Annotated in this window: 18 protein-coding genes; 14 read left to right on the top strand and 4 right to left on the bottom strand. The window is 68.3% G+C overall.

Features of this window, described 5'->3' with window-relative positions; translation table 11 throughout:
• Window positions 1–59 precede the first annotated feature (59 nt).
• From ACQFZP_RS09955 to ACQFZP_RS09920, 8 genes are all read left to right on the top strand, one after another.
• Window positions 60–1,034: a carbohydrate ABC transporter permease gene (locus ACQFZP_RS09955; RefSeq protein WP_211891212.1), complete on the top strand. Its 975-nt coding sequence runs from the start codon at window positions 60–62 to the stop codon at window positions 1,032–1,034.
• Window positions 1,031–1,912 (top strand): carbohydrate ABC transporter permease, encoded by an 882-nt coding sequence (locus tag ACQFZP_RS09950; RefSeq protein WP_104254495.1) that lies wholly within the window; start codon window positions 1,031–1,033, stop codon window positions 1,910–1,912. The genes ACQFZP_RS09955 and ACQFZP_RS09950 overlap by 4 nt, the downstream gene beginning before the upstream one ends.
• A 14-nt stretch (window positions 1,913–1,926) precedes the next feature.
• Window positions 1,927–4,275: an alpha-xylosidase gene (gene yicI, locus ACQFZP_RS09945; protein ID WP_104310848.1), complete on the top strand. Its 2,349-nt coding sequence runs from the start codon at window positions 1,927–1,929 to the stop codon at window positions 4,273–4,275.
• Window positions 4,272–5,687: a GH1 family beta-glucosidase gene (locus ACQFZP_RS09940; protein ID WP_211891211.1), complete on the top strand. Its 1,416-nt coding sequence runs from the start codon at window positions 4,272–4,274 to the stop codon at window positions 5,685–5,687. Before yicI ends, ACQFZP_RS09940 begins: the two co-directional genes overlap by 4 nt.
• Window positions 5,688–5,876: 189 nt before the next feature.
• Window positions 5,877–6,998, top strand: a complete 1,122-nt coding sequence (gene chvE / locus ACQFZP_RS09935; protein ID WP_104310850.1) for a multiple monosaccharide ABC transporter substrate-binding protein — start codon at window positions 5,877–5,879, stop codon at window positions 6,996–6,998.
• A gap of 137 nt (window positions 6,999–7,135) precedes the next feature.
• Window positions 7,136–8,677 (top strand): multiple monosaccharide ABC transporter ATP-binding protein, encoded by a 1,542-nt coding sequence (mmsA, locus tag ACQFZP_RS09930; protein ID WP_104310851.1) that lies wholly within the window; start codon window positions 7,136–7,138, stop codon window positions 8,675–8,677.
• 50 nt (window positions 8,678–8,727) lie between these two features.
• Window positions 8,728–9,882 carry a multiple monosaccharide ABC transporter permease gene (gene mmsB / locus ACQFZP_RS09925; RefSeq protein WP_104310968.1) on the top strand — a complete coding sequence of 385 codons (1,155 nt, stop codon included), beginning with the start codon at window positions 8,728–8,730 and terminating at the stop codon, window positions 9,880–9,882.
• Window positions 9,883–10,010: 128 nt separating this feature from the next.
• Entirely contained in the window at window positions 10,011–11,162 is a 1,152-nt protein-coding gene (locus tag ACQFZP_RS09920) for an ROK family protein (protein WP_211891210.1), read from the top strand.
• Between the two features lie 409 nt (window positions 11,163–11,571).
• On the opposite strand, the gene ACQFZP_RS09915 is transcribed toward ACQFZP_RS09920, so the two are convergent.
• Entirely contained in the window at window positions 11,572–12,552 is a 981-nt protein-coding gene (locus ACQFZP_RS09915; RefSeq protein ID WP_104310969.1) for a beta-ketoacyl-ACP synthase III, read from the bottom strand.
• 144 nt (window positions 12,553–12,696) lie between these two features.
• Window positions 12,697–13,092 carry an META domain-containing protein gene (locus ACQFZP_RS09910; protein WP_307852810.1) on the bottom strand — a complete coding sequence of 132 codons (396 nt, stop codon included), beginning with the start codon at window positions 13,090–13,092 and terminating at the stop codon, window positions 12,697–12,699.
• A 149-nt stretch (window positions 13,093–13,241) separates the two neighbouring features.
• Here ACQFZP_RS09910 and ACQFZP_RS09905 point away from each other — a divergent pair, with 149 nt between their 5' ends.
• Together ACQFZP_RS09905 and ACQFZP_RS09900 are read left to right on the top strand one after the other, a co-directional pair.
• A complete protein-coding gene (locus ACQFZP_RS09905) occupies window positions 13,242–13,619 on the top strand; it encodes an ankyrin repeat domain-containing protein (protein ID WP_211891209.1) in 378 nt (125 codons plus the stop codon).
• A 92-nt stretch (window positions 13,620–13,711) separates the two neighbouring features.
• Window positions 13,712–14,641, top strand: coding sequence for an AraC family transcriptional regulator (locus tag ACQFZP_RS09900; protein WP_211891208.1), 930 nt, complete (start codon window positions 13,712–13,714; stop codon window positions 14,639–14,641).
• Window positions 14,642–14,736: 95 nt separating this feature from the next.
• Here the strand turns inward: ACQFZP_RS09900 and ACQFZP_RS09895 are convergent, their stop codons facing one another.
• Window positions 14,737–15,951, bottom strand: a complete 1,215-nt coding sequence (locus ACQFZP_RS09895; RefSeq protein WP_211891207.1) for an MFS transporter — start codon at window positions 15,949–15,951, stop codon at window positions 14,737–14,739.
• A 108-nt stretch (window positions 15,952–16,059) separates the two neighbouring features.
• The gene (locus ACQFZP_RS09890) at window positions 16,060–17,145 is read right to left on the bottom strand and encodes an AI-2E family transporter (protein ID WP_211891206.1); all 1,086 of its coding nucleotides are present in this window, start codon (window positions 17,143–17,145) and stop codon (window positions 16,060–16,062) included.
• Between the two features lie 174 nt (window positions 17,146–17,319).
• On the opposite strand from ACQFZP_RS09890, the gene ACQFZP_RS09885 reads away from it, so the two are divergent.
• From ACQFZP_RS09885 to ACQFZP_RS09870, 4 genes are read left to right on the top strand one after another with little or no spacing between them, the layout of a single operon-like run.
• Window positions 17,320–18,030, top strand: coding sequence for a GntR family transcriptional regulator (locus ACQFZP_RS09885; protein WP_211891205.1), 711 nt, complete (start codon window positions 17,320–17,322; stop codon window positions 18,028–18,030).
• Entirely contained in the window at window positions 18,027–19,562 is a 1,536-nt protein-coding gene (locus tag ACQFZP_RS09880; protein WP_211891204.1) for an MmgE/PrpD family protein, read from the top strand. Before ACQFZP_RS09885 ends, ACQFZP_RS09880 begins: the two co-directional genes overlap by 4 nt.
• Window positions 19,562–20,476 carry a methylisocitrate lyase gene (prpB, locus tag ACQFZP_RS09875; RefSeq protein WP_211891203.1) on the top strand — a complete coding sequence of 305 codons (915 nt, stop codon included), beginning with the start codon at window positions 19,562–19,564 and terminating at the stop codon, window positions 20,474–20,476. The genes ACQFZP_RS09880 and prpB overlap by 1 nt, the downstream gene beginning before the upstream one ends.
• Complete coding sequence (locus ACQFZP_RS09870; protein WP_104310860.1) at window positions 20,473–21,588, top strand: bifunctional 2-methylcitrate synthase/citrate synthase; 1,116 nt, start codon at window positions 20,473–20,475, stop codon at window positions 21,586–21,588. Before prpB ends, ACQFZP_RS09870 begins: the two co-directional genes overlap by 4 nt.
• The last annotated feature ends 11 nt before the right edge of the window (window positions 21,589–21,599 follow it).

The following is a 21,599-nucleotide window of genomic DNA, read 5'->3' as shown; positions in this document are numbered from 1 at the left end:
AGACGCGGGGCCGGACGCCATTCGTCGGCCGGCCCCGCCCACTCTGAAAGAGACCAACCATGGCTCAGCCGCCGCTTGCGAAAAAACCAGGGCGTCGCCCGCTCCCCGCCGATGTCAGCTCCTTCCCGGAGCGAGGCGCCTCCCGCTGGGGGTGGTGGCTCTACCTCGTCCCCGGGGCGCTCCTGCTCATCGTCGTCATCGTCGTTCCCCTCTTCTGGAACGTCTACCTCAGCTTCACGGAGTACCGGGGCATCCGGCCGCCCGAGTTCATCGGGCTCGAGAACTGGGTGAAGCTCTTCGGGGACTCCGCCTTCTGGGCGTCGTTCCGGAACACCATCGCGATGATCATCGCCATGGTCGTGGTCCCAACCGCACTCGGCCTGCTGGTCGCCGTCGTGCTCTTCGACGTCATCGGCAAGAAGTTCGGTGGCCGCATCGCCAGTTTCCTGCGCGCCACCTACTACCTCCCGCAGATCCTGCCCATGGCCATCGCGGGCATCGTGATCGGGTGGATCCTGCGCCCGGAGAACGGCGCGCTCAACGTGATGCTCGAAGCGGTCGGCCTCGGTGGGCTCGCCAGCAACTGGCTCGGGAGTCCGGACACGGCGCTCCTGAGCATCATGCTCGTGCTCGTGTGGGTGCAGCTCGGCTACCCGATCGTCATCTTCATGGCCGCCCTGCAGCGCGTCGACCCCGAGCTGTACGAGGCGGCGGAACTCGATGGCGCGGGATGGTGGGACCGGTTCACGGCGATCACGCTCGGGCAGATCCGGCCCGAGGTGTTCGTCGTCACCCTCACCTGCACCATCGCGGCGCTGAAGGTCTTCGGCCCCATCTACGTGCTCACGCGCGGCGGCCCGGGCACCAGCACGCTCGTCCCCAGCTACTACGCGTACAGCGAGTTCTTCCAATCCCAGCAGGTCGGCTACGGGGCGACCATCGCCACAGCCCTCACCATCGTCATCGCGATCGTCGCGATCTTCTTCATCCGAGCGCAGACCTCGGTGGAGCGGAAGGAGCGTGCGGGACTATGACCGCAGACGCAGTGTCGAAGCAGCGCGCACCCAAGCGGCCGCGCTCCAAATACCTCGCCCCGAACGGCAAGGACTGGATCGCGATCACCCTCACGGTGATCGGCGGGCTCATCATCCTCTTCCCGTTCATCCTCATCCTCCTGAACTCGTTCAAGTCCCCGAGCGACTACAGCGAGGGCGGCCCGCTCGCGTTCCCGTCGTCGCTGTACTTCGACGGCATCGTCGCGTTCTGGGAACGCACGAACTTCCCGCAGAAGCTGTGGAACTCGATCTGGATCTCCGGCACGGTCGCCGTCGCCGCCGTCCTCATCTCGTTCCTCAACGCCTACGCCATCGGGGTGGGCCGCGTGAGGGGGCGGATGTGGATCATCGTCGCGTTCCTCTTCGCGAACCTCCTGCCGCAGGAAGCGCTGCTCTACCCGCTCTACAACATGTTCAAGATGGTCGGCCTCTACGACAACCCGTGGAGCGTCGTGATCATCTTCACGGTCATCCAGAGCGCATTCGGCACCTACCTGCTCGCGTCGGTGCTCGGCACGTTCCCCAAGGAGATCCTCGAGGCCGCCGCGCTCGACGGCGCGAGTCGCTGGACGGTGCTGTGGCGCGTCGTGTTCCCGATCAGCATGCCGACCCTCAGCGTGCTCATCATCTTCTTCTTCATCTGGACCTGGAACGAGTTCCTGATCCCCCTCACCTTCCTGGTCAGCAACGCCTCCCAGACGGTCCCCGTCGCGGTCAGCGTGCTCCAGGGCGACCGAATGATGGACGTCACGACGACCAGTGCTTCCGCCCTGCTCGGCGTCATCCCGACGCTCATCTTCTTCCTCATCTTCCAGCGCACGTTGACGCGCGGCATCACCGCCGGCGCGGTCAAGTAAGGCGAAAGGCAACCATGAAATTCACCGACGGGTTCTGGCAGATCCGACCAGGCGTCGAGGTCCTCTACGCACAGGAGGTCTACGACCTCGAGCAGTCGTCCGACGGGCAGGGCCTGCAGATCACGGCCCCCACGAAGGTCATCGGCTCGCGCGGCGACACCCTCAACAGGCCGATCCTCACCGTCTCCATCCACTCGCCGCTCCCCGACGTGATCGGCGTGACCATCGAGCACCACCAGGGCGGCAAGCCCCCGCTGGGCTTCTCGCTGCCGGGTGCGACGAGCGGTCACGCGGAAGTCAGCGTGGGCGAGACGGAGGGCACGCTCACGAGCGGCAGCCTGACGCTGCGGGCTGCTCGCGGTGAGCCGTGGTCGCTCTCGTTCGAATCAGATGGGCGTGTGCTCACGAGCAGCGGGCACCGCTCAGTCGGGTACGCGGGCCTGCAGGCGGATGCGCAGGTCGACGCAGGAGTCGTCGGGTCGCCGCGGTCCGGCATGGCGCTGCCGCTCGCTGAGCACTATGTGCACGAGCAGCTGTCGCTCGAGGTGGGCGAGCTCATCTACGGGCTCGGCGAGCGCTTCGGGCCACTCGTCAAGAACGGCCAGAACGTCGAGGTCTGGAACGCCGACGGGGGCACGTCGAGCGAGCAGGCCTACAAGAACGTCCCCTTCTACCTCAGCGACCGGGGTTACGGGGTGCTCGTCGACAACGCGGGCCACGTCAGCTTCGAGGTGGGGTCCGAGGCGGTCGAGCGGGTGCAGTTCTCGGTGCCGGGCGAGCGCCTCACGTACTACGTCATCGGCGGGGGCTCGCCAGAGGCGGTGCTCGATCGCTACACGCAGCTGACGGGACGCCCCGCGAAGGTGCCAGCGTGGTCCTACGGGCTCTGGCTGTCGACGAGCTTCACGACCGACTACGAGGAGACGACGGTCACCGAGTTCATCGACGCGATGGCGGAGCGGGAGCTGCCGCTGAGCGTGTTCCACTTCGACTGCTTCTGGATGCGCGAGTTCAACTGGTCCGACTTCACGTGGGATGCGCGCACGTTCCCGGAGCCAGAGCGGATGCTCGCGAGGCTCCACGCGAAGGACCTGCGCGTGAGCGTGTGGATCAACCCGTACATCGGGCAGCGCTCGCACCTGTTCGCGGAGGCGAAAGAGCTCGGCTACCTGGTGCGCAAACCCAACGGCGACGTCTGGCAATGGGACAAGTGGCAGGCAGGAATGGCACTGGTGGACTTCACGAACGCGGAGGCCACCGCCTGGTACCAGGGCAAGCTCCGCGCGCTCATCGACCAGGGCGTCGACTGCTTCAAGACCGACTTCGGCGAGCGCATCCCCGTCGACGTCGTCTACGCGGATGGCTCCGACCCCGTCGGCATGCACAACTTCTACACGCAGCGGTACAACGAGGCGGTGTTCGAAGTGCTCGAGGGTGCCAAGGGGGAGGGCGACGCGGTGCTGTTCGCGCGCTCGGCGACGGTGGGCGGTCAGCGCCTCCCGGTGCACTGGGGTGGGGACTCCACGTCGAGCTACGTGTCGATGGCGGAGACGCTGCGCGGCGGCCTCTCGCTCGCGCTCAGTGGATTCGGCTTCTGGAGCCACGACATCGGCGGCTTCGAGGGCACGCCTGACGCCGGCGTCTTCAAGCGCTGGGTCGCGTTCGGCCTGCTGTCGAGCCACTCGCGGCTCCACGGTTCGAGCTCGTACCGCGTGCCGTGGGTGTTCGACGAGGCCGAGGGGCTCGACGAGTCCGATCCGCAGAGCGCCGTCTCGGTGCTGCGGAAGTTCAGCCGGCTGAAGCTGCAGCTCATGCCCTACCTCTACGCGGCGGGCCTGGAGGCGCACGAGCGCGGCATCCCGATGCTCCGGCCCATGGTGCTCGCGTTCCCCGACGACCCGAGCTGCCGGTACCTCGACCGGCAGTACCTGCTCGGCGAGCACCTCCTCGTCGCCCCGGTCTTCTCGGCCGATGAGGACGTCGAGTTCTACCTTCCCGCCGGCCGCTGGACGTCCCTGCTCGACGGCACGACCGTGCAGGGAGGCACGTGGCGGCGCGAACGGCACGGCTTCGACAGCCTCCCGCTGTACGTGCGCGAGGGTGCGGTGATCGCGCGGCATGAGCGTTTCGACCGCCCAGACCACGACTACCTCGACGGCGTCGTCATCTCCGCGTACCCGGGGGCGGGCGCTGGATCAGCGGTGACGACCGTGACGACACCGGATGGGGCGAGCGCTGAGTTCGTCGTGAGCTGGGACGACGACTCGGTCAGTGCGACCGGACCGACCACGAGCACCTGGTCGCTGCAGCTCGGGGACACCCGGGTGGATGCCGACGGCGCAGCGGCTCGGATCGAACGATGAGCCGCGCTGGTGCGGACTTCCCTCCCGGGTTCCTCATCGGGGCGGCCACCGCGGCATTCCAGATCGAGGGCGCTGCTCGTGAGGATGGGCGTGGCCCGTCGATCTGGGACACCTTCAGCCACACGCCTGGCAAGACCTGGAACGGCGACACGGGCGACGTCGCGGCCGACCACTACCACCGCGTCGAGGCCGACCTGGACCTCATGGCGGAGCTGGGTCTCGAGGCCTACCGCTTCTCGATCTCCTGGCCGCGCGTGCAGCCGGGCGGATCAGGGCGGGTCGAGCCGCGAGGCCTCGCGTTCTACGACCGCCTCGTCGATGGGCTCCTCGAGCGGGGCATCAGACCCATCGCGACGCTGTACCACTGGGATCTGCCCCAGGAGCTCGAGGACGCCGGCGGCTGGGCGAACCGGGAGACGGCGTTCCGCTTCGAGGAGTACGCCCACGTGGCCGCGGCGCACCTCGGCGACCGGGTGCACACGTGGACGACCCTCAACGAACCCTGGTGCTCCGCCTACCTCGGCTACGGATCTGGCGCTCACGCGCCTGGCCGGACCGACGGCGCTGACGCGCTCGCGGCGGTCCACCATCTCAACCTGGCCCACGGGCTCGCGGTGTCGGCCATCCGTGGCGCAGCCAGCAACGCCCCCGACGTCTCGGTGACCCTGAACTTCCACGTGACGCGAGGGGATGACCCCGACGCGAAGCGACGCGTGGACGCGCTCGCCAACCGCGCGTTCACGTCTCCCATGCTCTTAGGGAGATACGACGAGGACCTCCTGCGGGACACGGCCTCGGTCTCGGACTGGTCGTTCGTCGAGCCGGGGGACCTCGAGCGCATCCACCAGCCGCTCGACTTCCTCGGCGTGAACTACTACTCCACCGTCACCGTGCGCACCTGGGACGGCGTGAGCGAGCGGGTCAAGAACGACGGCCACAAGGATATGGGCGGATCCCCGTGGCCAGGGAGCCCGGACATCGACTTCCTGCCGCAGGCCGGCCCGTACACGGACATGGGCTGGAACATCGCGCCGGACGGGCTCGAGGAGCTGTTCGTCTCGCTCTCCGAGCAGTTCCCGGACCTGCCGCTCATGATCACGGAGAACGGCGCAGCCTTCGCCGACGTTGTGACGGTCGACGGAGATCGGCAGGTCGTCGACGACCCGGAGCGCATCGACTACCTGCGGCGTCACTTCGCAGCCGCGCGTCGCGCCATGGATCGCGGCGTCGACCTCCGCGGGTACCTCGTCTGGTCGCTCATGGACAACTTCGAGTGGGGGTACGGGTACTCGAAGCGATTCGGCGTGGTCCACATCGACTACGAGACGCAGCGGCGCACCGTGAAGAACAGTGGCCTGTGGCTGTCTGATCTCATCCGCAACCGGCAAATTTCGGGGGTTGTCCGCGAATAAGTTGGAGGAGACAACCAAGGCGTTTGACAGGCAGCATCCGCAGGACGGCAGGCTAGGCCCCGAATACAAGGTGGCCGTACGTCGCAGTTCGGTCACGAATCTCTCCGAAGAGGTCGCGCGCAAGCCCAAGTAGGTATATGTTTGGCGCGACAACTTAGGGCAAGACATTTCAGAGAGGAAATGACCTTCATGTCAGCAACGAAGAAGTTGCTCGGTCTCGCAGTCGTTGGAGGCCTCGCACTCGGCCTCACCGCCTGCGACGCGCCAGCAGACCCAGCAGCAACCGGCGAAGCAGGAGCAGCAGTCGAGGTCGAGAGCGTCGGCATCTCGATGCCGACCCGCGAGCTCGAGCGTTGGATCAACGACGGCGCGCAGCTCCAGAGCAAGCTCGACGAGGCCGGCTTCACCACCGACCTCCAGTACGCCGAGAACGACCCGGACACGCAGATCTCGCAGATCCAGAACCAGATCGCGTCCGGAGTCAACGTGCTCGTCGTCGCCGCCATCGACGGCTCGGTGCTCGCACCGGTGCTGCAGGACGCGGCTGACGAAGGCGTCACGATCATCGCCTACGACCGCCTCATCAACGACACCGAGAACGTCGACTACTACGCGACGTTCGACAACTACGCGGTCGGCAAGCTGCAGGGCGAGTACATCGTCGACACGCTCGACCTCGAGAACCAGCCGGGCCCGTTCTACCTCGAGCCCTTCGCCGGCAGCCCCGACGACAACAACGCCAAGTTCTTCTTCTCCGGCGCATGGGACGTCCTCAAGCCGTACATCGACGAGGGCAAGCTCGAGGTCGCCTCGGGCAAGGCACCCGCATCGAACGACGACTGGGCCTCCGTCGGCATCCAGGGCTGGGAGAGCGCTGGCGCTCAGGACGAGATGGAGAACCGTCTCGCCTCGAACTACAGCGACAAGAAGGTCGACGTCGTCCTCTCGCCGAACGACAGCCTCGCCCAGGGCATCTCGGAGGCGCTCGTCTCCGCCGGCTACACGCCGGGCTCCGAGTGGCCGATCCTCACGGGCCAGGACGCTGACAAGGCGTCCGTCGTGAACATCCTCGCCGACAAGCAGTCCATGACGGTCTGGAAGGACACCCGCCTCCTCGGCGACCAGGTCTTCGCCATGATCGAGTCCCTCAAGGCCGGCACCGAGGTCGACGTCAACGACACCGAGAGCTACGACAACGGCGTCAAGGTCGTCCCCTCGTACCTCCTCGACCCCGAGGTCGTCACGAAGGACAGCGTGCAGGAGAAGCTCATCGACAGCGGCTTCCTCAAGGCATCGGACGTCGGACTCTAACGAGTCACCGACACACACACGGAACGCGCTCGGGCTGGCTGTGCCCCCACACCAGCCCGAGCGCGCTTCCGTGACAGCTCGCGCCTGAACGCGCAGAGCAACACCGAGCGTTGCAGCTCGGAAAGCGAGACGGAGCAATGGTGCAAGACGACAAGATCCTGAAGATGTCGAACATCGTGAAGGAATTCAGCGGTGTGCGGGCCCTCTCGGGCGTCAACATCGAAGTCCAGCGCGGCGAGGTGCACGGCATCTGCGGCGAGAACGGCGCTGGCAAGTCGACGCTCATGAAGGTCCTGAGCGGCGTCTACCCCCACGGCACCTTCGAGGGGACCATCGAGTTCGATGGCCGCGAGGTGCGGTACAAGAACATCAACGACAGCGAGCACGACGGCATCGTCATCATCCACCAGGAGCTCGCCCTCAGCCCCTACCTGTCGATCGCGGAGAACATCTTCCTCGGCAACGAGGTGCAGCGCTTCGGCATCATCGACTGGGACGAGACCAACCGCCGCGCGGCAGAGCTGCTGAAGCGGGTCGGCCTCAACGAGAACCCCGCCACCGTGATCCGCGAGATCGGCGTCGGCAAGCAGCAGCTCGTGGAGATCGCCAAGGCGCTCTCCAAGGACGTGAAGCTCCTCATCCTCGACGAGCCAACCGCCGCCCTCAACGACGAAGACTCCGCCCACCTGCTCGGCCTCATCGAGCAGCTGCGCGAGCAGGGCATCACCTCGATCATCATCTCCCACAAGCTCAAGGAGATCCGACGCATCGCAGACCGCGTCACTATCATCCGCGACGGAGCCACCATCGACTCCATCGACATGAGCGAAGAGGACGCGACCGAGGGGCGGATCATCCGCGCCATGGTCGGCCGAGAGCTCAGCTCCATGTTCCCGCCCCGCGACGCGGTCATCGGGGAGGAGAAGCTGCGCGTCGAGAACTGGACCGTGCACCACCCCGCCGACCCGAGCCGCAAGGTCGTCGACGACATCTCCTTCCACGTGCGCGCCGGCGAGATCATCGGCTTCGCGGGCCTCATGGGTGCGGGCCGCACGGAGCTCGCGATGAGCATCTTCGGCCGCAGCTACGGCACCAACATCTCCGGCGAGGTGTACAAATCGGGCCAGCTGATCTCGACGAAGACGATCGACGAGTCCATCAAGAACGGCCTCGCCTACACCACGGAGGACCGCAAGCACCTCGGCCTCAACCTCATCGGCGACATCCAGGCCAACATCTCCGCCGCCGCCGCCAAGAAGGTCGCCCGCTGGGGCGTCGTCGACGGCATCAAGGAGAACGGCGTCGCCGAGGGCTACCGCAAGTCCATGAACATCAAGACGGCAAGCGTCGCGACGCTCACGGGCAAGCTCTCCGGAGGAAACCAGCAGAAGGTCGTGCTCAGCAAATGGCTGCAGACCGACCCGGACGTGCTGTTCCTCGACGAACCCACGCGCGGCATCGACGTCGGCGCCAAGTACGAGATCTACGGACTCATCAACAAGCTCGTCGAACAGGGCAGAGCCGTCGTCGTCATCTCCTCCGAGCTCCCCGAGCTGCTCGGTCTCGCCGACCGCATCTACACGATCTCCGAAGGCCGCCTCACCGGCGAAGTCACCAAGGAGAACGCAACCCAGGAACTCCTCATGCAGTACATGACCGCTGGAAAGGACGAGTCGTGACCACCACGAACACCGAGGCCGCGAGCGAAGCAGGCACCCGCAAAGTCAGGATGTCCGTCGACGTCCGCCAATACGGGATCCTCGGCGCACTCGCCGTCATCATCATCCTGTTCCAGATCCTCACCGGCGGAAAGCTGCTGCTCCCCGCCAACATCAACAACCTCATCCAGCAGAACGCGTACGTGCTGATCCTCGCGGTCGGCATGATCATCGTCATCATCGCCGGCCACATCGACCTGTCAGTGGGATCGGTCGTCGCCGTCGTCGGCGCCATCACGGCCATCGCCATCACCCAATGGGGCCTGCCGTGGTTCGCGGCCGTGCTCATCGGCCTCGCGGCCGGGGCGGTGATCGGCGTCTGGCAGGGATTCTGGATCGCCTACGTGGGCATACCCGCGTTCATCGTGACGCTCGCCGGCATGCTCCTCTTCCGAGGCCTCACGCTCGTGCTCCTCACCGGCGGCACCATCAACGCCCTCCCCGACGAGTTCGTCGCCATCGGCAAGGGCTCGCTGCCCCAGTCCATGGGCACCATGCTCGGCGGACACGACGTCGTCACCATGCTCATCGCGCTCGTCGTCGTCGCGGCCGTCATCGGAAGCCAGCTGCGCACCCGCGCCCGCCGCAAGAAGCTCGACCTCCCCGTCGAGCCGGGGGCCGCCCTCATCGCGAAGCTCGCGATCGTCGCGGTCGCCGTCCTCGCCTTCGCGTGGCTCCTCTCCGCGCACAAGGGCCTGCCGATCATCCTGATCATCCTGGCCGTGCTGATCATGCTCTACACGTTCATCCTCCAGCGCACCGTCTTCGGCCGGAACGTCTACGCCATGGGTGGCAACCTCTTCGCGGCCAAGATGAGCGGTGTGCGCACCGAGCGCGTCAACTTCCTCATCTTCGTCAACATGGGTGTGCTCGCTGCCCTCGCCGGCATCGTCACGACCGCCCGCGCAGGAGGCGCCGTCGCCTCCGCCGGAAACACGTACGAGCTCGACGCCATCGCCGCTGCCTTCATCGGCGGCGCGGCCGTGACCGGTGGAGTTGGTACGGTTATCGGCGCAGTCATCGGCGCGATGATCATGGGCGTCCTCAACATGGGACTCTCGATCCTCTCCGTCGACTCGGCGTGGCAGTCGGTCATCAAGGGCCTCGTGCTGCTGCTCGCAGTCGCCATCGACGTCCTCGGCAAGCGCCGGGGCGGACGCAGCTGATCAGTGCTCCGCCGCCCGCGCCCACCCGGCGCTGGCGGCGGAGCTGCTCGGCCGAGCGCCGACGTGCACGAACCAGGACAGCAGAAGACCAGCATCACCACGACGACGAGCGAGAGAAGAGGACGCGCATGCCCACCGATCGCGTCGCGTCGTCGAACCTCTCCCTCATCCTCGAGCGCCTCCACCGCGGCGGCCAGGCCTCCCGAGCCGAGCTGACCCGCGAGACAGGCCTCAACCGCTCCACCATCGCCGCGCTCGTCGCAGAGCTCGCGGATCGGCGCATCGTCGAGGAGCAGGAACCGGTCGCCACGAACCTCGTCGGACGGCCCAGCCCCATCGTCAACCTGTGCGACAAGATCGTCGCCGTCGCCGTCGTCCCAGAAGTGGATGCGCTCAACGTCGGCGTCGTGAGCTTCCGCGGCGAGCTGCTGAAGCGCATCCGCTTCGAGACCGAGAAGCCGCCGACCGCCAAAGAGGCCGTCGCCATCGTCAAGGCGCTTGTCGAGGGCCTCAGCGAGAGCCTCGACACCCTCTACGAATGCGTCGGCATCGGCGTCGCCGTGCCCGGCCTCGTCCGCGCATCCGACGGCTTCGTGCGCTGGGTGCCGCACTTCGAGTGGCGCGACGTGCCACTTGCCGAGCAGCTGCAGCAAGCCACGGGCCTCCCCGTCCTCGCCGCGAACGACGCCAACCTCGGCGCCGTCGCCGAGCACATCTTCGGCGCGGGCCGCGGCATCAGCAACATGCTCTACATGAACGGCGGCGCGAGCGGCATCGGCGGCGGCATCATCGCCGACGACCGACTCCTGCACGGTGTCGCCGGGTACGCGGGCGAGTTCGGCCACAACCTCGTCGCGACCCCCGCGGCGCTCGGCAACTCGGGCGATGACGAACTCGAACGCGTCGTCAGCAGGCGCCGACTCCTGGCCGCGCTCGGCACGAAGAGCGCGAGCGACGACGAGCTCGAGCGCATGCTCCAGCAGAGCATCGACCCCGCCGTGAAGCTCGAGACGCACCGGCAGCTCGGCGTCCTCAGCGTCGGCGTGCGCAACATGATCAACATCCTCAACCCCGAACGCGTCGTCCTCGGCGGGTTCCTCGGCGTGCTCCTCGACCTCGAACGCGACTACTTCCTCGAGATCCTCGCCGAGCACACCCTCGCCCCGAACTACGGCGAAGTCGAAGTGGTGCGCGCCGGACTCGGCAGCGACCTGCTCTTCATCGGCGCCGCGGAACTGCAGTTCCAGGCGCTCATCGAACGCGCCCACCTGCACCGCTGACGCGGCGCGGCTGACGCTGCACCGCGCGCTCGGCCACGGCGCCTCGCCCGCTTCTCGGGATGGGTTTCTCGCTCTATTGCGGGAAACTTCCCCCAACGAAGCGAGATTCCCATCCCGAGATTGCGTGATCCGGCTCCGAGGCGGATCTGTCATCGCGCCCTGCGTTTCGGGATGGCATGCACGCATGCGGATGGCTTGTAAGCCATCCGGATGCGCGAAACCCATCCGCAGACGGCATTGGCGGCGTCCGCCCGGTGCGGCTGTGCGCGCTTGGCCACGGCGCCTCGGCCGCTTCTCGGGATAGGTTTCTCGCTCTATTGCGGGGAACTTCCCCCAACGAAGTGAGGTTCCCATCCCGGGGCGGCGGACCGCCGGGACTGGATGCCGAAAACCGGGCCGACACTCCCGACTAAGCGGGGTTGCGGACCTCGGGGAACGCGATGACCTGGCCGGAGTAGCAGAAGCCGCCGCCGAATCCGAGGAGCAGGGCCGGCCCACCTGGCTCGGCGACGCCCGCTTCGACCTGCTTGGCGAGGGCGATGGGGATGGATGCGGCTGAGGTGTTGCCCGAGTAGACGACGTCGCGCGCGACGACCTCGTCGGCGAGGCCGAGCTGCTTGCCGAGCGCGTCGATGATGCGCAGGTTCGCCTGGTGCGGGACGAACGCGACGAGCTCGTCCGCTCGCACGCCGCCCTTCGCGAGGGCGTCGATCGCGACGTGCTGCGCCTGCGTGATGGCCCAGCGGAAGACGCTGCGGCCTTCCTGCTCGAAGCGGCCGGAGGGCTGCTGGATGCGCACCAGGTTGCCCAGCTCGGGCTGCGAGCCCCAGGCGACGGGTGCGATGCCGGGCGTCTCGCTGCGCTCGAGGACGACGGCGCCTGCGCCGTCGGCCATGAGGATGGCGGTGGTGCGGTCGGTCCAGTCCATGAAGTCGCTCATGCGCTCTGCACCGATGATGAGGGCACGGCTCGCGGAGCCCGCTTGGATCGCCTGGTCGGCGACGGCGAGGGCCTGCGAGAAGCCGGCGCACGCGGCGTTGAGGTCGAACGCGACGGGGTGCGTGGCGCCGATGCGCGTCGCCACCTGGGCGGCCGTCGACGGCGAGCGGTCCATGGCCGTCATCGTGGCGACGATGACCATGTCGATGTCGGTGCCATGCACGTCCGCCGAGAGCAGCGCCTTGACGCCGGCGGCTGCCGCGAGGTCGGTGACGCTCTGCCCCTCTGCGGCCAGGCGGCGCTCGCGGATGCCGACACGCGAGGTGATCCACTCGTCGCTGGTGTCGAGAGTCAGCGACAGCTCGTCGTTGGTGACGACGCGCTCTGGCGACTCGTAGCCGACTCCGACGATGCGCGAGTGCACTGGCTGAGGCTGGGAGAAGGAAAGCATGATCAACGCAGAATCCTACCCTCCGGTCAGTGTTCGTCTCTGTGGGTGGTGTTCGGAGCGTGCGGGCTCACCGGATTGCGCGCCGGAGCGGCAGGCGGCGGGCCAGAACGCGGCAGCTTGGCAGCCCGGCAGCGCGTCCGCGCGTCAACCGCGGGGCAGTGTCCCGATCTGGTCACCGGCCTCGTTGAAGACCACGAGCGAGTCGCCGCCGACCTCGGCGGTGCTCGCACCGAGCAGCCAGGTGTCGACGCCCTCGCAGAACATCATCGTCGAGGCGAGCGCCCCGAACTCGACCGTGCCGTCGGTCTCCGTCCACTCGCCCATGAGTCGGTTGCAGCCGTCGTTGCCCGTGACCTTGCCGTCGTCGGCGAGGTTGAGGCCCGGCTCGCCCTGGCCGCTCGAGTTCGGGGTGCCCCAGGTGCCGGCTGCGGATGCGGCGGGAGCCGCGCATCCGGTGAGGAGCAGGAGAGCCGCTGCCGCGACTGCGATGCTGACGCCGATGGTCTTCACGAGGGCTCCGATGCTCAGGGGGATGGCCACATCGTAGCGACTGGGCGCGGACGATCGGAGGGCCGCTCGCGGGCATCATGTGGCGGAGCGGACGCACTCCTCGGGCGCGCAGGCCGTGCGGCTCACCGCGGAGGAACCGCCCTCCCAGCGGCACGCGAGCGAGCGGATACCCTGTCGGCATGCCCGAACTGACCCCAGAACAAGTGGTGGCCCTCAAGGAGCTCGCGATGGGGTGTGCTCGCCGCGGGGACAGCCAGACGCTGCTGGAGCTCATCGACCAGGGCATGCCCGTCGATCTGCAGGATGCGGCCGGCAACACTGCGCTGATGCTCGCCGCGTACAGCGGTCACGCGGGCACGGTCGAGGCGCTCATCGGTCGCGGGGCCGACGTCGACCTGCGCAATGCGCGCGACCAGTCGCCGATCGCTGGTGCTCTCTTCAAGGGCGAGGATGAGATCGTGCGGTTGCTTCTGGATGCGGGTGCCGACCTCGACGCGGGGACGCCGTCCGCGCGCGCGACCGCGGACATGTTCGGACAGGCGCACCTGCTGGACTGATCACCTCAGGGCGGTGGGCGAAACCTGACCGGCCGGACTGTGTCGTCGCGTTCGGTGAGCCGTGGAACAAGCGCTTGCCCCCGGGCGTTCGAATGAACGTGACCACTCTGACGCCGCACGCACCCCCGAGCGACGCCCTCGATCGGGCCCTCGCGTCGCTCGAATGGACGCTCGTCGCCTCGCACCGGCACCAGCTCGCGTCTGGCGAGCCGTTCGCGCGACGCCACGCTGGGCCGGGATTCGTCTACGTCTTCGACGGTGTCGCGCGTCTCACGGTGCAGGGCGCGCCGAGCGAGGATCTCTCGGCGGGGGAGCTCGTGTTCTTCCCGCGCGCGCACTCGACGTCGGTGCTGGCGACGGGTGACGTCGAGTTCATCGACGTGGGTTTCGAGGCGGCCCCGCTCGCGCACGCTGCGGCCGAGACGCTGCCCGCCGCGTTGGTCGTGCGCGACTTCGCGCGGCAGGAGCCGTCGATGGTGGCCCTCATCGATGGCATGGCGTGCGCCTGGGGCCGTGACAGCGAGTCCGCTCGGCGAGGGGGCGCGACCGGGCACCCTCGCGCGGGCGACGCCGTCATCTGCAGCCGCATCGCGACGACCATCGTGTCGACGGCCCTTCGGGCCTGGAACGAGGCGGGATGCGCGCCGGCGGGTTGGCTGCGTGACGTCACCGAGCCGCGCATCGCGGCCGCGCTCGAGGCACTCCACCAGGAGCCGGGCCGCCCGTGGACGCTCGACGATCTCGCGAGGGTCGCGAGGATGTCGCGTTCGGCGTTCGCCCTTCGCTTCCAGGAGGCGGTCGGGGAGACGCCGATCGGGTACCTCACGCGTGTGCGCATGGAGACGGCGAAGGGGCTGCTGCTGCGGAGCGAGCTGACGATCGGCGCGGTCGCGAGCGGGCTGGGCTATGAGTCGCAGGCTGGCTTCAGCCGCGCGTTCCAGCGCCACACCGGGTCGACTCCGGGTCGCTGGCGGGTCGAGGCGCGGTCGGGGGCAGTCCAGCGGGGTCGCGCGAGCCCGTAGCGGCATCCGCTCCCGTGCGTGGCCTGGACCCCGCGCGGGTGGATGCTGGCGCCCGCGGCACCCTCGCGCAGCCGACGCCAGCATCCGGAGTGACCTCAGTCGGCGCGGCCCGGGAACCGCGCGCTGCCGAAGATGAGGCCGCCGACGACCGCGGACGCCGAGGCGACGACGAGCGCGGGCGTGACCCCGATCAGGTCGATGAGCAGGCCTCCGACGCCGGCGCCCAGGGTGATGGCGAGCTGGAACCCCGCGACGGAGAGTCCGCCGCCCGACTCCATGCGGTCGGGCACGAGCCGGCCCATCCACGTGCCGAGCGTGGTGAGCCAGCCGCCGAAGCCGATGCCCCACGTGGTGACGGCCACCGCAACGAGCCACACTTCGCCGGGCGCGAGCGCGACGACGCCGATGGAGATGCCGATGAGCAGCGGCACGGCGAAGCGGAGCACCGCGAGGTGCCGGTCGACGAGGAGGCCGACGAGGAAGTTGCCTGCGACGCCTCCGACCCCGAACGCGACGAGCAGCGCGGCCACGCCGACGCTGTCGAGACCTGGGACGCGGTCGATGGCGAGGCGGATGTACGTGAACGCGACGAAGTGCCCGAGGACGGTGAGGATGTGCCCCGTCAGACCGACGCGGATGCCCGGTACGCGCAGCGTGTCGACCAGCGAGCGCAGGCCGCCGCTCGACGCGGTCGGGGGCACGTGGGGCAGGGCGACGCGCAGCGCGATCGCGACCGCCACGGTCACGACGGCGACGCTCGCGAAGATGAGGCGCCAGTCCATGATCGTCCCGAGGTAGCTGCCGAGCGGCACGCCGGCGACGGTCGCGACCGTCGTCCCCGTGTTGACGAGCATGATGGCGCGCCCCAGGTGCCTGGGCTGCGAGAGGCTCGCGGCGATCGCGATCGACATGGCCCAGAAGGCGCCGAGCGCGGCGCCGAGCAGGAGGCGCGCGACGAGCAGCAGCACGAAGCCGGGCGCGACGGCCACGATCGCGCTCGAGAGCGCCGCGGCCCCGGCGAGGATCACGAGGAGGGTGCGGCGGTCGAGGCGGGGGACGAAGATGCCGATGGTCGGGGCGGTGAGGAACCCGACGAACGCGGTCACCGTGACGGTCTGACCCGCCTGCCCCTCGGTGATGCCGAGCGACGCGGCCATCGAGGGCAGCAGGCTCGGTGGCAGGAACTCGGCGAGGACGAGCACGAAGCTCGTCGCCATCATGGCCGCGATGGCGGCCCACGCCGTCTTCGCGGGAATCTGCGTCCGTGGCGCCTGCGTCGCGGGGACGATGGGGATGGTTCCGGTGGTCATGCCCTCACCCTCGCCGAAGACGGCGTCTCGTGGTTGATCGTGCGTCCGCGGGAGGTAACCGAACGTCCCGCATCCCGAGTGACGCAGGAACTGGAAAGCGCCCGCAGGTCAGTTGCGTGCCTTGCGGGGGATGACGACCTCGCGGATGAGCAGGATGATGCCTGCGGAGATCGGGATGGCGACGAGCGCGCCGAGCAGGCCGAGCAGCGTGCCACCCGCGAGGGCCGCGATGAGCACCACGGAGCCGGGGATCTGCACGGCCTTCGACATGACGCGCGGCGTGAGGATGTACGCCTCGACCTGCATGTAGACGAGCATCGAGATGAGCACGATCAGCGCCGAGATCGGCGACGCGAAGAGCGCGATGATCGTCATGACGACGGTCGTGATGATCGTTCCGATGAGCGGGATGAGCGTGATGAAGAACACGACGACGGCGACGATGAAGGGGTACGGGGCGCCGACCGCCCACAGCAGCAGGCCGCTGAAGACGGAGTTGATGAACGCGAGCACGACCATGCCGCTCAGGTAGGAGCCGACGGACGCCATGATGCGCTCGGCGTAGTCCTCGAAGCGCGGTCGCACCGACGCGTCGATGAGCGAGTAGCCGGCCTGCTTCATCTTCCCGAGCGTCGCGACGAAGTTGATGACGAGGATGAAGATGAAGATGCCGCTCGAGACCCCGTTGACGATGGTCGTTCCGACTTGCAGCGCGCCGCCGCCGACGGTGGCCCAGGTATTGGGGTCGACGAGCGTGTCCTGAGCCCAGTCGAGGGCGTTCTGGGCGGCGCCGTTGGTCGCCTTGTTGACGTCGTCGAACCAACCCTCCGCGATGAGGCGGTCGATCTCCTGCGGCACGGTCGTCGCGAGCTGCGTGATCTGCGAGACGAGGATGGGCACGACGACCCAGACGAGGCCGACGACGATCGCGGTGAAGGCCAGGATGACGACGACGATCGCCATCCCGCGCTTCAGTCCCTTTCGCTGCAGCCAGCGCACCAGCGGGTCGAGGCCGAGCGTGATGAAGAACGCCACGAAGATCGACACGAGCACGGAGGACAGCTGCATGACGGTGGTCGCGAGGAGCACCGCGAGCAGCAGTCCGATGGCGACCCAGAAGCCCCACGTGACGGGGTTCCTGCGGAACAGGTCGGCGGACGTCTTGGACAGTGCCGGTCGGGTTGGGTCGGACATCGGTGCCTCCTCGGCAGCAAGGGGATGCGCTCACCAGGGAGGGCGTCTGCTCGCCAAGGCTAGGGCACGTTCGGGGCGCACGGTTATGTATGCACAAGCTGGCAATGCCTGGGACGTGCTTGCCCAGAAGCCACCTAATGTATACATTGAGGGGTGTTCGACCGAGGAGGTTCCATGCGCGCCAGTGATCGGGTCTACGCGGTGCTCCGCGAGGAGATCCTCGCGGGCGCGCTCCCACCCGGCACCGTCCTGACCGAGGTGGAGCAGGGACGTCGCCTCGATGTCTCCCGCACGCCGGTTCGCGGCGCCTTCACTCGGCTTCTCGCCGACGGCTTGGTCCGCAGTCAGTCGCCCAGGGTCCTCGTCGTCTCCGAGATCAGCACCGAGCGGGTCGTGCAGCTCTACGAGCTCCGAGAGGCGCTCGAGACGCAGGCCGCGGCGCTCGCGGCCATGCGCCGTGACGCCGACCGGTTCGAGCCCCTCCGCATCCGCCTGCTCGACGCCCCGCGGCTCCTCGAGCTCGGGGAAGAGGGCATCGCCGAGTACTTCGAGCTCGTGGATGCTCTCGACCGCGCCATCGACGAGGCGGCCGCCAGCGAGTACCTGAGCGTGGCGCTCGAGTCGTGCCGCCTCCACTCATCACGAGTACGCAGGCTCTCAAGCCATAATCCGGAACGACTCCGGGAAGCGGCGAGCGAGCATCTCGGCGTCGTCGACGCGATCCTCGCGAGGGATCCGCGCCTCGCGTCGCACGCGACCCACTTCCACCTGCATCGCAGCCTCACGACCGCCCTCGCCTCACTGCAGGCGCATGAGCCGCCGCCGACCGCGCCGAACCCGGCCCTGTCTCAGCCATCTCCTTCCGAAGGGATCCTCTCCACGTGAACCTCCACGACGTCCGAGTCCACCGCAGCGACGAGAACCTCGAGCGCCACGACCAGCTGGCGTGGAAGATCGCCGAAGTCGCGGCCGACCCCGTCACCGTCCAGGCAGACGTGACCGACATGGTCATCAACCGGGTCATCGACAACGCCGCCGTCGCAGCAGCCTCCCTCACGCGCGCCCCGATCGTCGCGGCCCGTGACCAGGCGCTCGCGCACGGCGTCTCGCGGCACGGCGCCGGTTCGACGCTCTTCGGGCTCGAGGATGCGCAGCGCACGTCCCCGGAGTGGGCGGCCTGGGCGAACGGCGTCGCCGTGCGCGAGCTCGACTACCACGACACGTTCCTCGCCGCCGAGTACTCGCATCCGGGTGACAACATCCCGCCGATCCTCGCCGTCGCCCAGCACCTCGCCGGCCAGCGGGCGATCTCCGGCGAGCAGCTCGTGCGCGGCATCGCGACGGGCTACGAGATCCAGATCGACCTCGCCAAGGGCATCTGCCTCCACGAGCACAAGATCGACCATGTCGCTCACCTCGGCCCGTCGGCCGCGGCCGGCATCGGCACGCTCCTCGGCCTCGACACGGAGACGATCTTCCAGGCCGTCGGGCAGGCGCTCCACACGACCACGGCGACGAGGCAGTCGCGCAAGGGTGAGATCTCGACGTGGAAGGCGCACGCGCCGGCTTTCGCAGGGAAGATGGCCGTCGAGGCCGTCGACCGCGCGATGCGCGGACAGACCAGCCCGACCCCCATCTACGAGGGCGAAGACGGGGTCATCGCCTGGCTCCTCGGCGGCGTGGATGCGCGCTACCAGGTGCCGCTCCCCGCCGCGGGGGAGTCGAAGACCGCGATCCTCGACAGCTACACGAAGGAGCACTCGGCCGAGTATCAGGCGCAGGCCTGGATCGACCTCGCCCGCAAGCTCCACAACGAGCACCCGCAGCTCGCGACGGCTCCCGACCGGATCGAGCGCATCCTCATCCGCTCCTCCCACCACACGCACTTCGTGATCGGTTCCGGCGCGAACGACCCGCAGAAGTACGACCCGACGGCCAGCCGGGAGACGCTCGACCACTCCATCCCGTACATCTTCACGGTCGCGCTGCAGGACGGCGCCTGGCACCACGTCGGCTCCTACGCGCCCGAGCGCGCGGGGAGGCCGGACACGGTCGAGCTGTGGAAGCGCGTCGTGACCGAGGAGGACCCGGAGTGGACCCGCCGCTACCACTCGCTCGACATCGCCGAGAAGGCGTTCGGCGGCAGCGTCGAGATCACGCTCACCGACGGCACCGTCATCCGCGACGAGATCGCAGTCGCCGACGCGCACCCGCTCGGCGCGAGGCCGTTCGCGCGGACCGAGTACGTCGACAAGTTCCGCACCCTCGCGACCGGAGTCGTCGACGAAGGCGAGATCGAGCGGTTCCTCGACACCGCGCAGCGCCTCCCGGAGCTGGCACCCGGGGAGCTCGGCCAACTCGGCTTCGTCGCCCTGCCCGGCACGATCGAGTACACCGAGGGTGGGGGGATCTTCTGATGCTGTACGCCAAGACCAGCCCCGCCGACAAGCGTGCCGCGTTCCGCGCGAGCCTCGCGAGCGGCGAGCTGCTTCGCTTCCCCGGCGCCTTCAACCCGCTCTCGGCCCGCCTCATCGAGCAGAAGGGCTTCGAGGGCGTCTACATCTCGGGCGCCGTGCTCTCCGCCGACCTCGGGCTGCCCGACATCGGGCTCACGACGCTCACCGAGGTGGCCGGGCGCGGCAGGCAGATCGCCCGCATGACGGAGCTGCCCGCCATCATCGACGCCGACACGGGCTTCGGCGAGCCCATGAATGTCGCGCGCACCGTGCAGGAGCTCGAGGATGCGGGGCTCGCCGGCATGCACATCGAAGACCAGGTCAACCCGAAGAGATGCGGACACCTCGACGGCAAGCAGGTGGTCGACGAGGAGACCGCGCTCAAGCGCATCAGAGCGGCGGTGGATGCGCGGCGCGACGACAACTTCCTCGTCATGGCACGCACCGACATCAGGGCCGTCGAGGGGCTCGACGCCTCCATCGACCGAGCCAAGAAGCTCGTCGATGCGGGCGCCGACGCCATCTTCCCCGAGGCCATGGCCTCGCTCGAGGAGTTCGAAGCCATGCGCGCCGCGGTGGACGTGCCGCTGCTCGCCAACATGACCGAGTTCGGCAAGAGCGAGCTCTTCACGGTGCAGCAGCTCGCCGACGTCGGCATGAACCTCGTCATCTGGCCCGTCTCGACCCTGCGCATCTCCATGGGCGCGACGGCGGGCGCGCTCGACGAGCTCATCAGCCACGGGACCCTCACCGGCAAGCTCGACGAGATGCAGCACCGCTCGGAGCTGTATGACCTTGTCGACTACGAGGGGTATAACCACTTCGACAGCGGAGTGTTCAATTTCAGCGTTCAGGAAAGGCCAGGTCAACGATGACTGAGCAGGAGATCTACAAGGGCCTCGCAGGGGTGCCCGTCGACTACAGCGCCATCTCGAAGGTCAATCCGGAGACGAACTCCCTGCTCTACCGCGGCTACCCGGTGCAGGAGCTCGCGGCGCAGAAGAGCTTCGAGGAGGTCGCCCTGCTGCTGTGGGGCGGCGAGCTGCCGAGCGAGGCCGAGCTCGCCGAGTTCGTGGCGCAGGAGCGGGCGGGTCGTGCGCTCGCGGACAACGTGCGTGCCGTGATCGACGCGCTGCCGACGTCGGCGCATCCCATGGACGTGGTGCGAACGGCCGTCAGCATCATCGGCGCCAACGACCCGGATGCGGAGGACCCGTCGGCGGATGCGGAGCTCGCGAAGGCGAAGGCGCTGTTCGCCGCGCTGCCCGCGATCGTCGCGTACGACCAGCGGCGCAGGCACGGGCTGGAGCTCGTCGAACCGCGCGATGATCTCGACTACTCGCAGAACTTCCTCTGGATGACGTTCGGTGAGGAGGCCGCCCCCGAGGTCGTCGACGCCTTCCGCGTCTCGATGGTGCTGTACGCCGAGCACTCGTTCAACGCCTCCACCTTCACCGCCCGCGTGATCACCTCCACGACGGCCGACCTCTACTCGGCGGTCGTCGGCGCCGTGGGCGCGCTCAAGGGTGCGCTGCATGGCGGCGCGAACGAGGCCGTCATGCACACGTTCGACGAGATCGGCGAGGCCGCCAACGTCGAGGCGTGGCTCGACGACGCGCTCGCGAGCAAGAAGAAGATCATGGGCTTCGGGCACCGCGTCTACAAGAACGGCGACTCACGCGTGCCCACCATGCACGCGGCGCTCGAGCGGCTGGTCGAGCACTACGACCGCCGCGACCTGCTCGAGTTGGCCGAGGCCCTCGAGAAGAGCTTCGGCGAGCGGAAGGGCATTAAGCCCAACCTCGACTACCCGGCTGGCCCCGTCTACCACCTCATGGGGTTCGACACCCAGACCTTCACGCCGCTCTTCGCGGCGGCGCGCATCACCGGATGGACGGCTCACATCATGGAGCAGGCGGCGGCCAACTCGCTCATCCGCCCACTCGCGGTCTACAACGGCGTCGACGAGCGCCACCTCGACGGCTGATCCGCGGATTG

It is taken from the genome of Pseudoclavibacter sp. Marseille-Q434, assembly GCF_050315415.1.
Classification (GTDB): domain Bacteria; phylum Actinomycetota; class Actinomycetes; order Actinomycetales; family Microbacteriaceae; genus Pseudoclavibacter.
Note: the sequence above shows the minus strand (reverse complement) of the source record. Positions and strands in the feature narration are given on the sequence as shown.

Bases quoted from the DNA above. Each gene is read 5' to 3' on its own strand.
- ACQFZP_RS09955 (WP_211891212.1), top strand. From the start codon at position 60: ATGGCTCAGCCGCCGCTTGCGAAAAAACCAGGGCGTCGCCCGCTCCCC.
- ACQFZP_RS09950 (WP_104254495.1), top strand. From the start codon at position 1,031: ATGACCGCAGACGCAGTGTCGAAGCAGCGCGCACCCAAGCGGCCGCGC.
- yicI (WP_104310848.1), top strand. From the start codon at position 1,927: ATGAAATTCACCGACGGGTTCTGGCAGATCCGACCAGGCGTCGAGGTC.
- ACQFZP_RS09940 (WP_211891211.1), top strand. From the start codon at position 4,272: ATGAGCCGCGCTGGTGCGGACTTCCCTCCCGGGTTCCTCATCGGGGCG.
- chvE (WP_104310850.1), top strand. From the start codon at position 5,877: ATGTCAGCAACGAAGAAGTTGCTCGGTCTCGCAGTCGTTGGAGGCCTC.
- mmsA (WP_104310851.1), top strand. From the start codon at position 7,136: ATGGTGCAAGACGACAAGATCCTGAAGATGTCGAACATCGTGAAGGAA.
- mmsB (WP_104310968.1), top strand. From the start codon at position 8,728: ATGTCCGTCGACGTCCGCCAATACGGGATCCTCGGCGCACTCGCCGTC.
- ACQFZP_RS09920 (WP_211891210.1), top strand. From the start codon at position 10,011: ATGCCCACCGATCGCGTCGCGTCGTCGAACCTCTCCCTCATCCTCGAG.
- ACQFZP_RS09915 (WP_104310969.1), bottom strand. From the start codon at position 12,552: ATGCTTTCCTTCTCCCAGCCTCAGCCAGTGCACTCGCGCATCGTCGGA.
- ACQFZP_RS09905 (WP_211891209.1), top strand. From the start codon at position 13,242: ATGCCCGAACTGACCCCAGAACAAGTGGTGGCCCTCAAGGAGCTCGCG.
- ACQFZP_RS09900 (WP_211891208.1), top strand. From the start codon at position 13,712: ATGAACGTGACCACTCTGACGCCGCACGCACCCCCGAGCGACGCCCTC.
- ACQFZP_RS09895 (WP_211891207.1), bottom strand. From the start codon at position 15,951: ATGACCACCGGAACCATCCCCATCGTCCCCGCGACGCAGGCGCCACGG.
- ACQFZP_RS09890 (WP_211891206.1), bottom strand. From the start codon at position 17,145: ATGTCCGACCCAACCCGACCGGCACTGTCCAAGACGTCCGCCGACCTG.
- ACQFZP_RS09885 (WP_211891205.1), top strand. From the start codon at position 17,320: ATGCGCGCCAGTGATCGGGTCTACGCGGTGCTCCGCGAGGAGATCCTC.
- prpB (WP_211891203.1), top strand. From the start codon at position 19,562: ATGCTGTACGCCAAGACCAGCCCCGCCGACAAGCGTGCCGCGTTCCGC.
- ACQFZP_RS09870 (WP_104310860.1), top strand. From the start codon at position 20,473: ATGACTGAGCAGGAGATCTACAAGGGCCTCGCAGGGGTGCCCGTCGAC.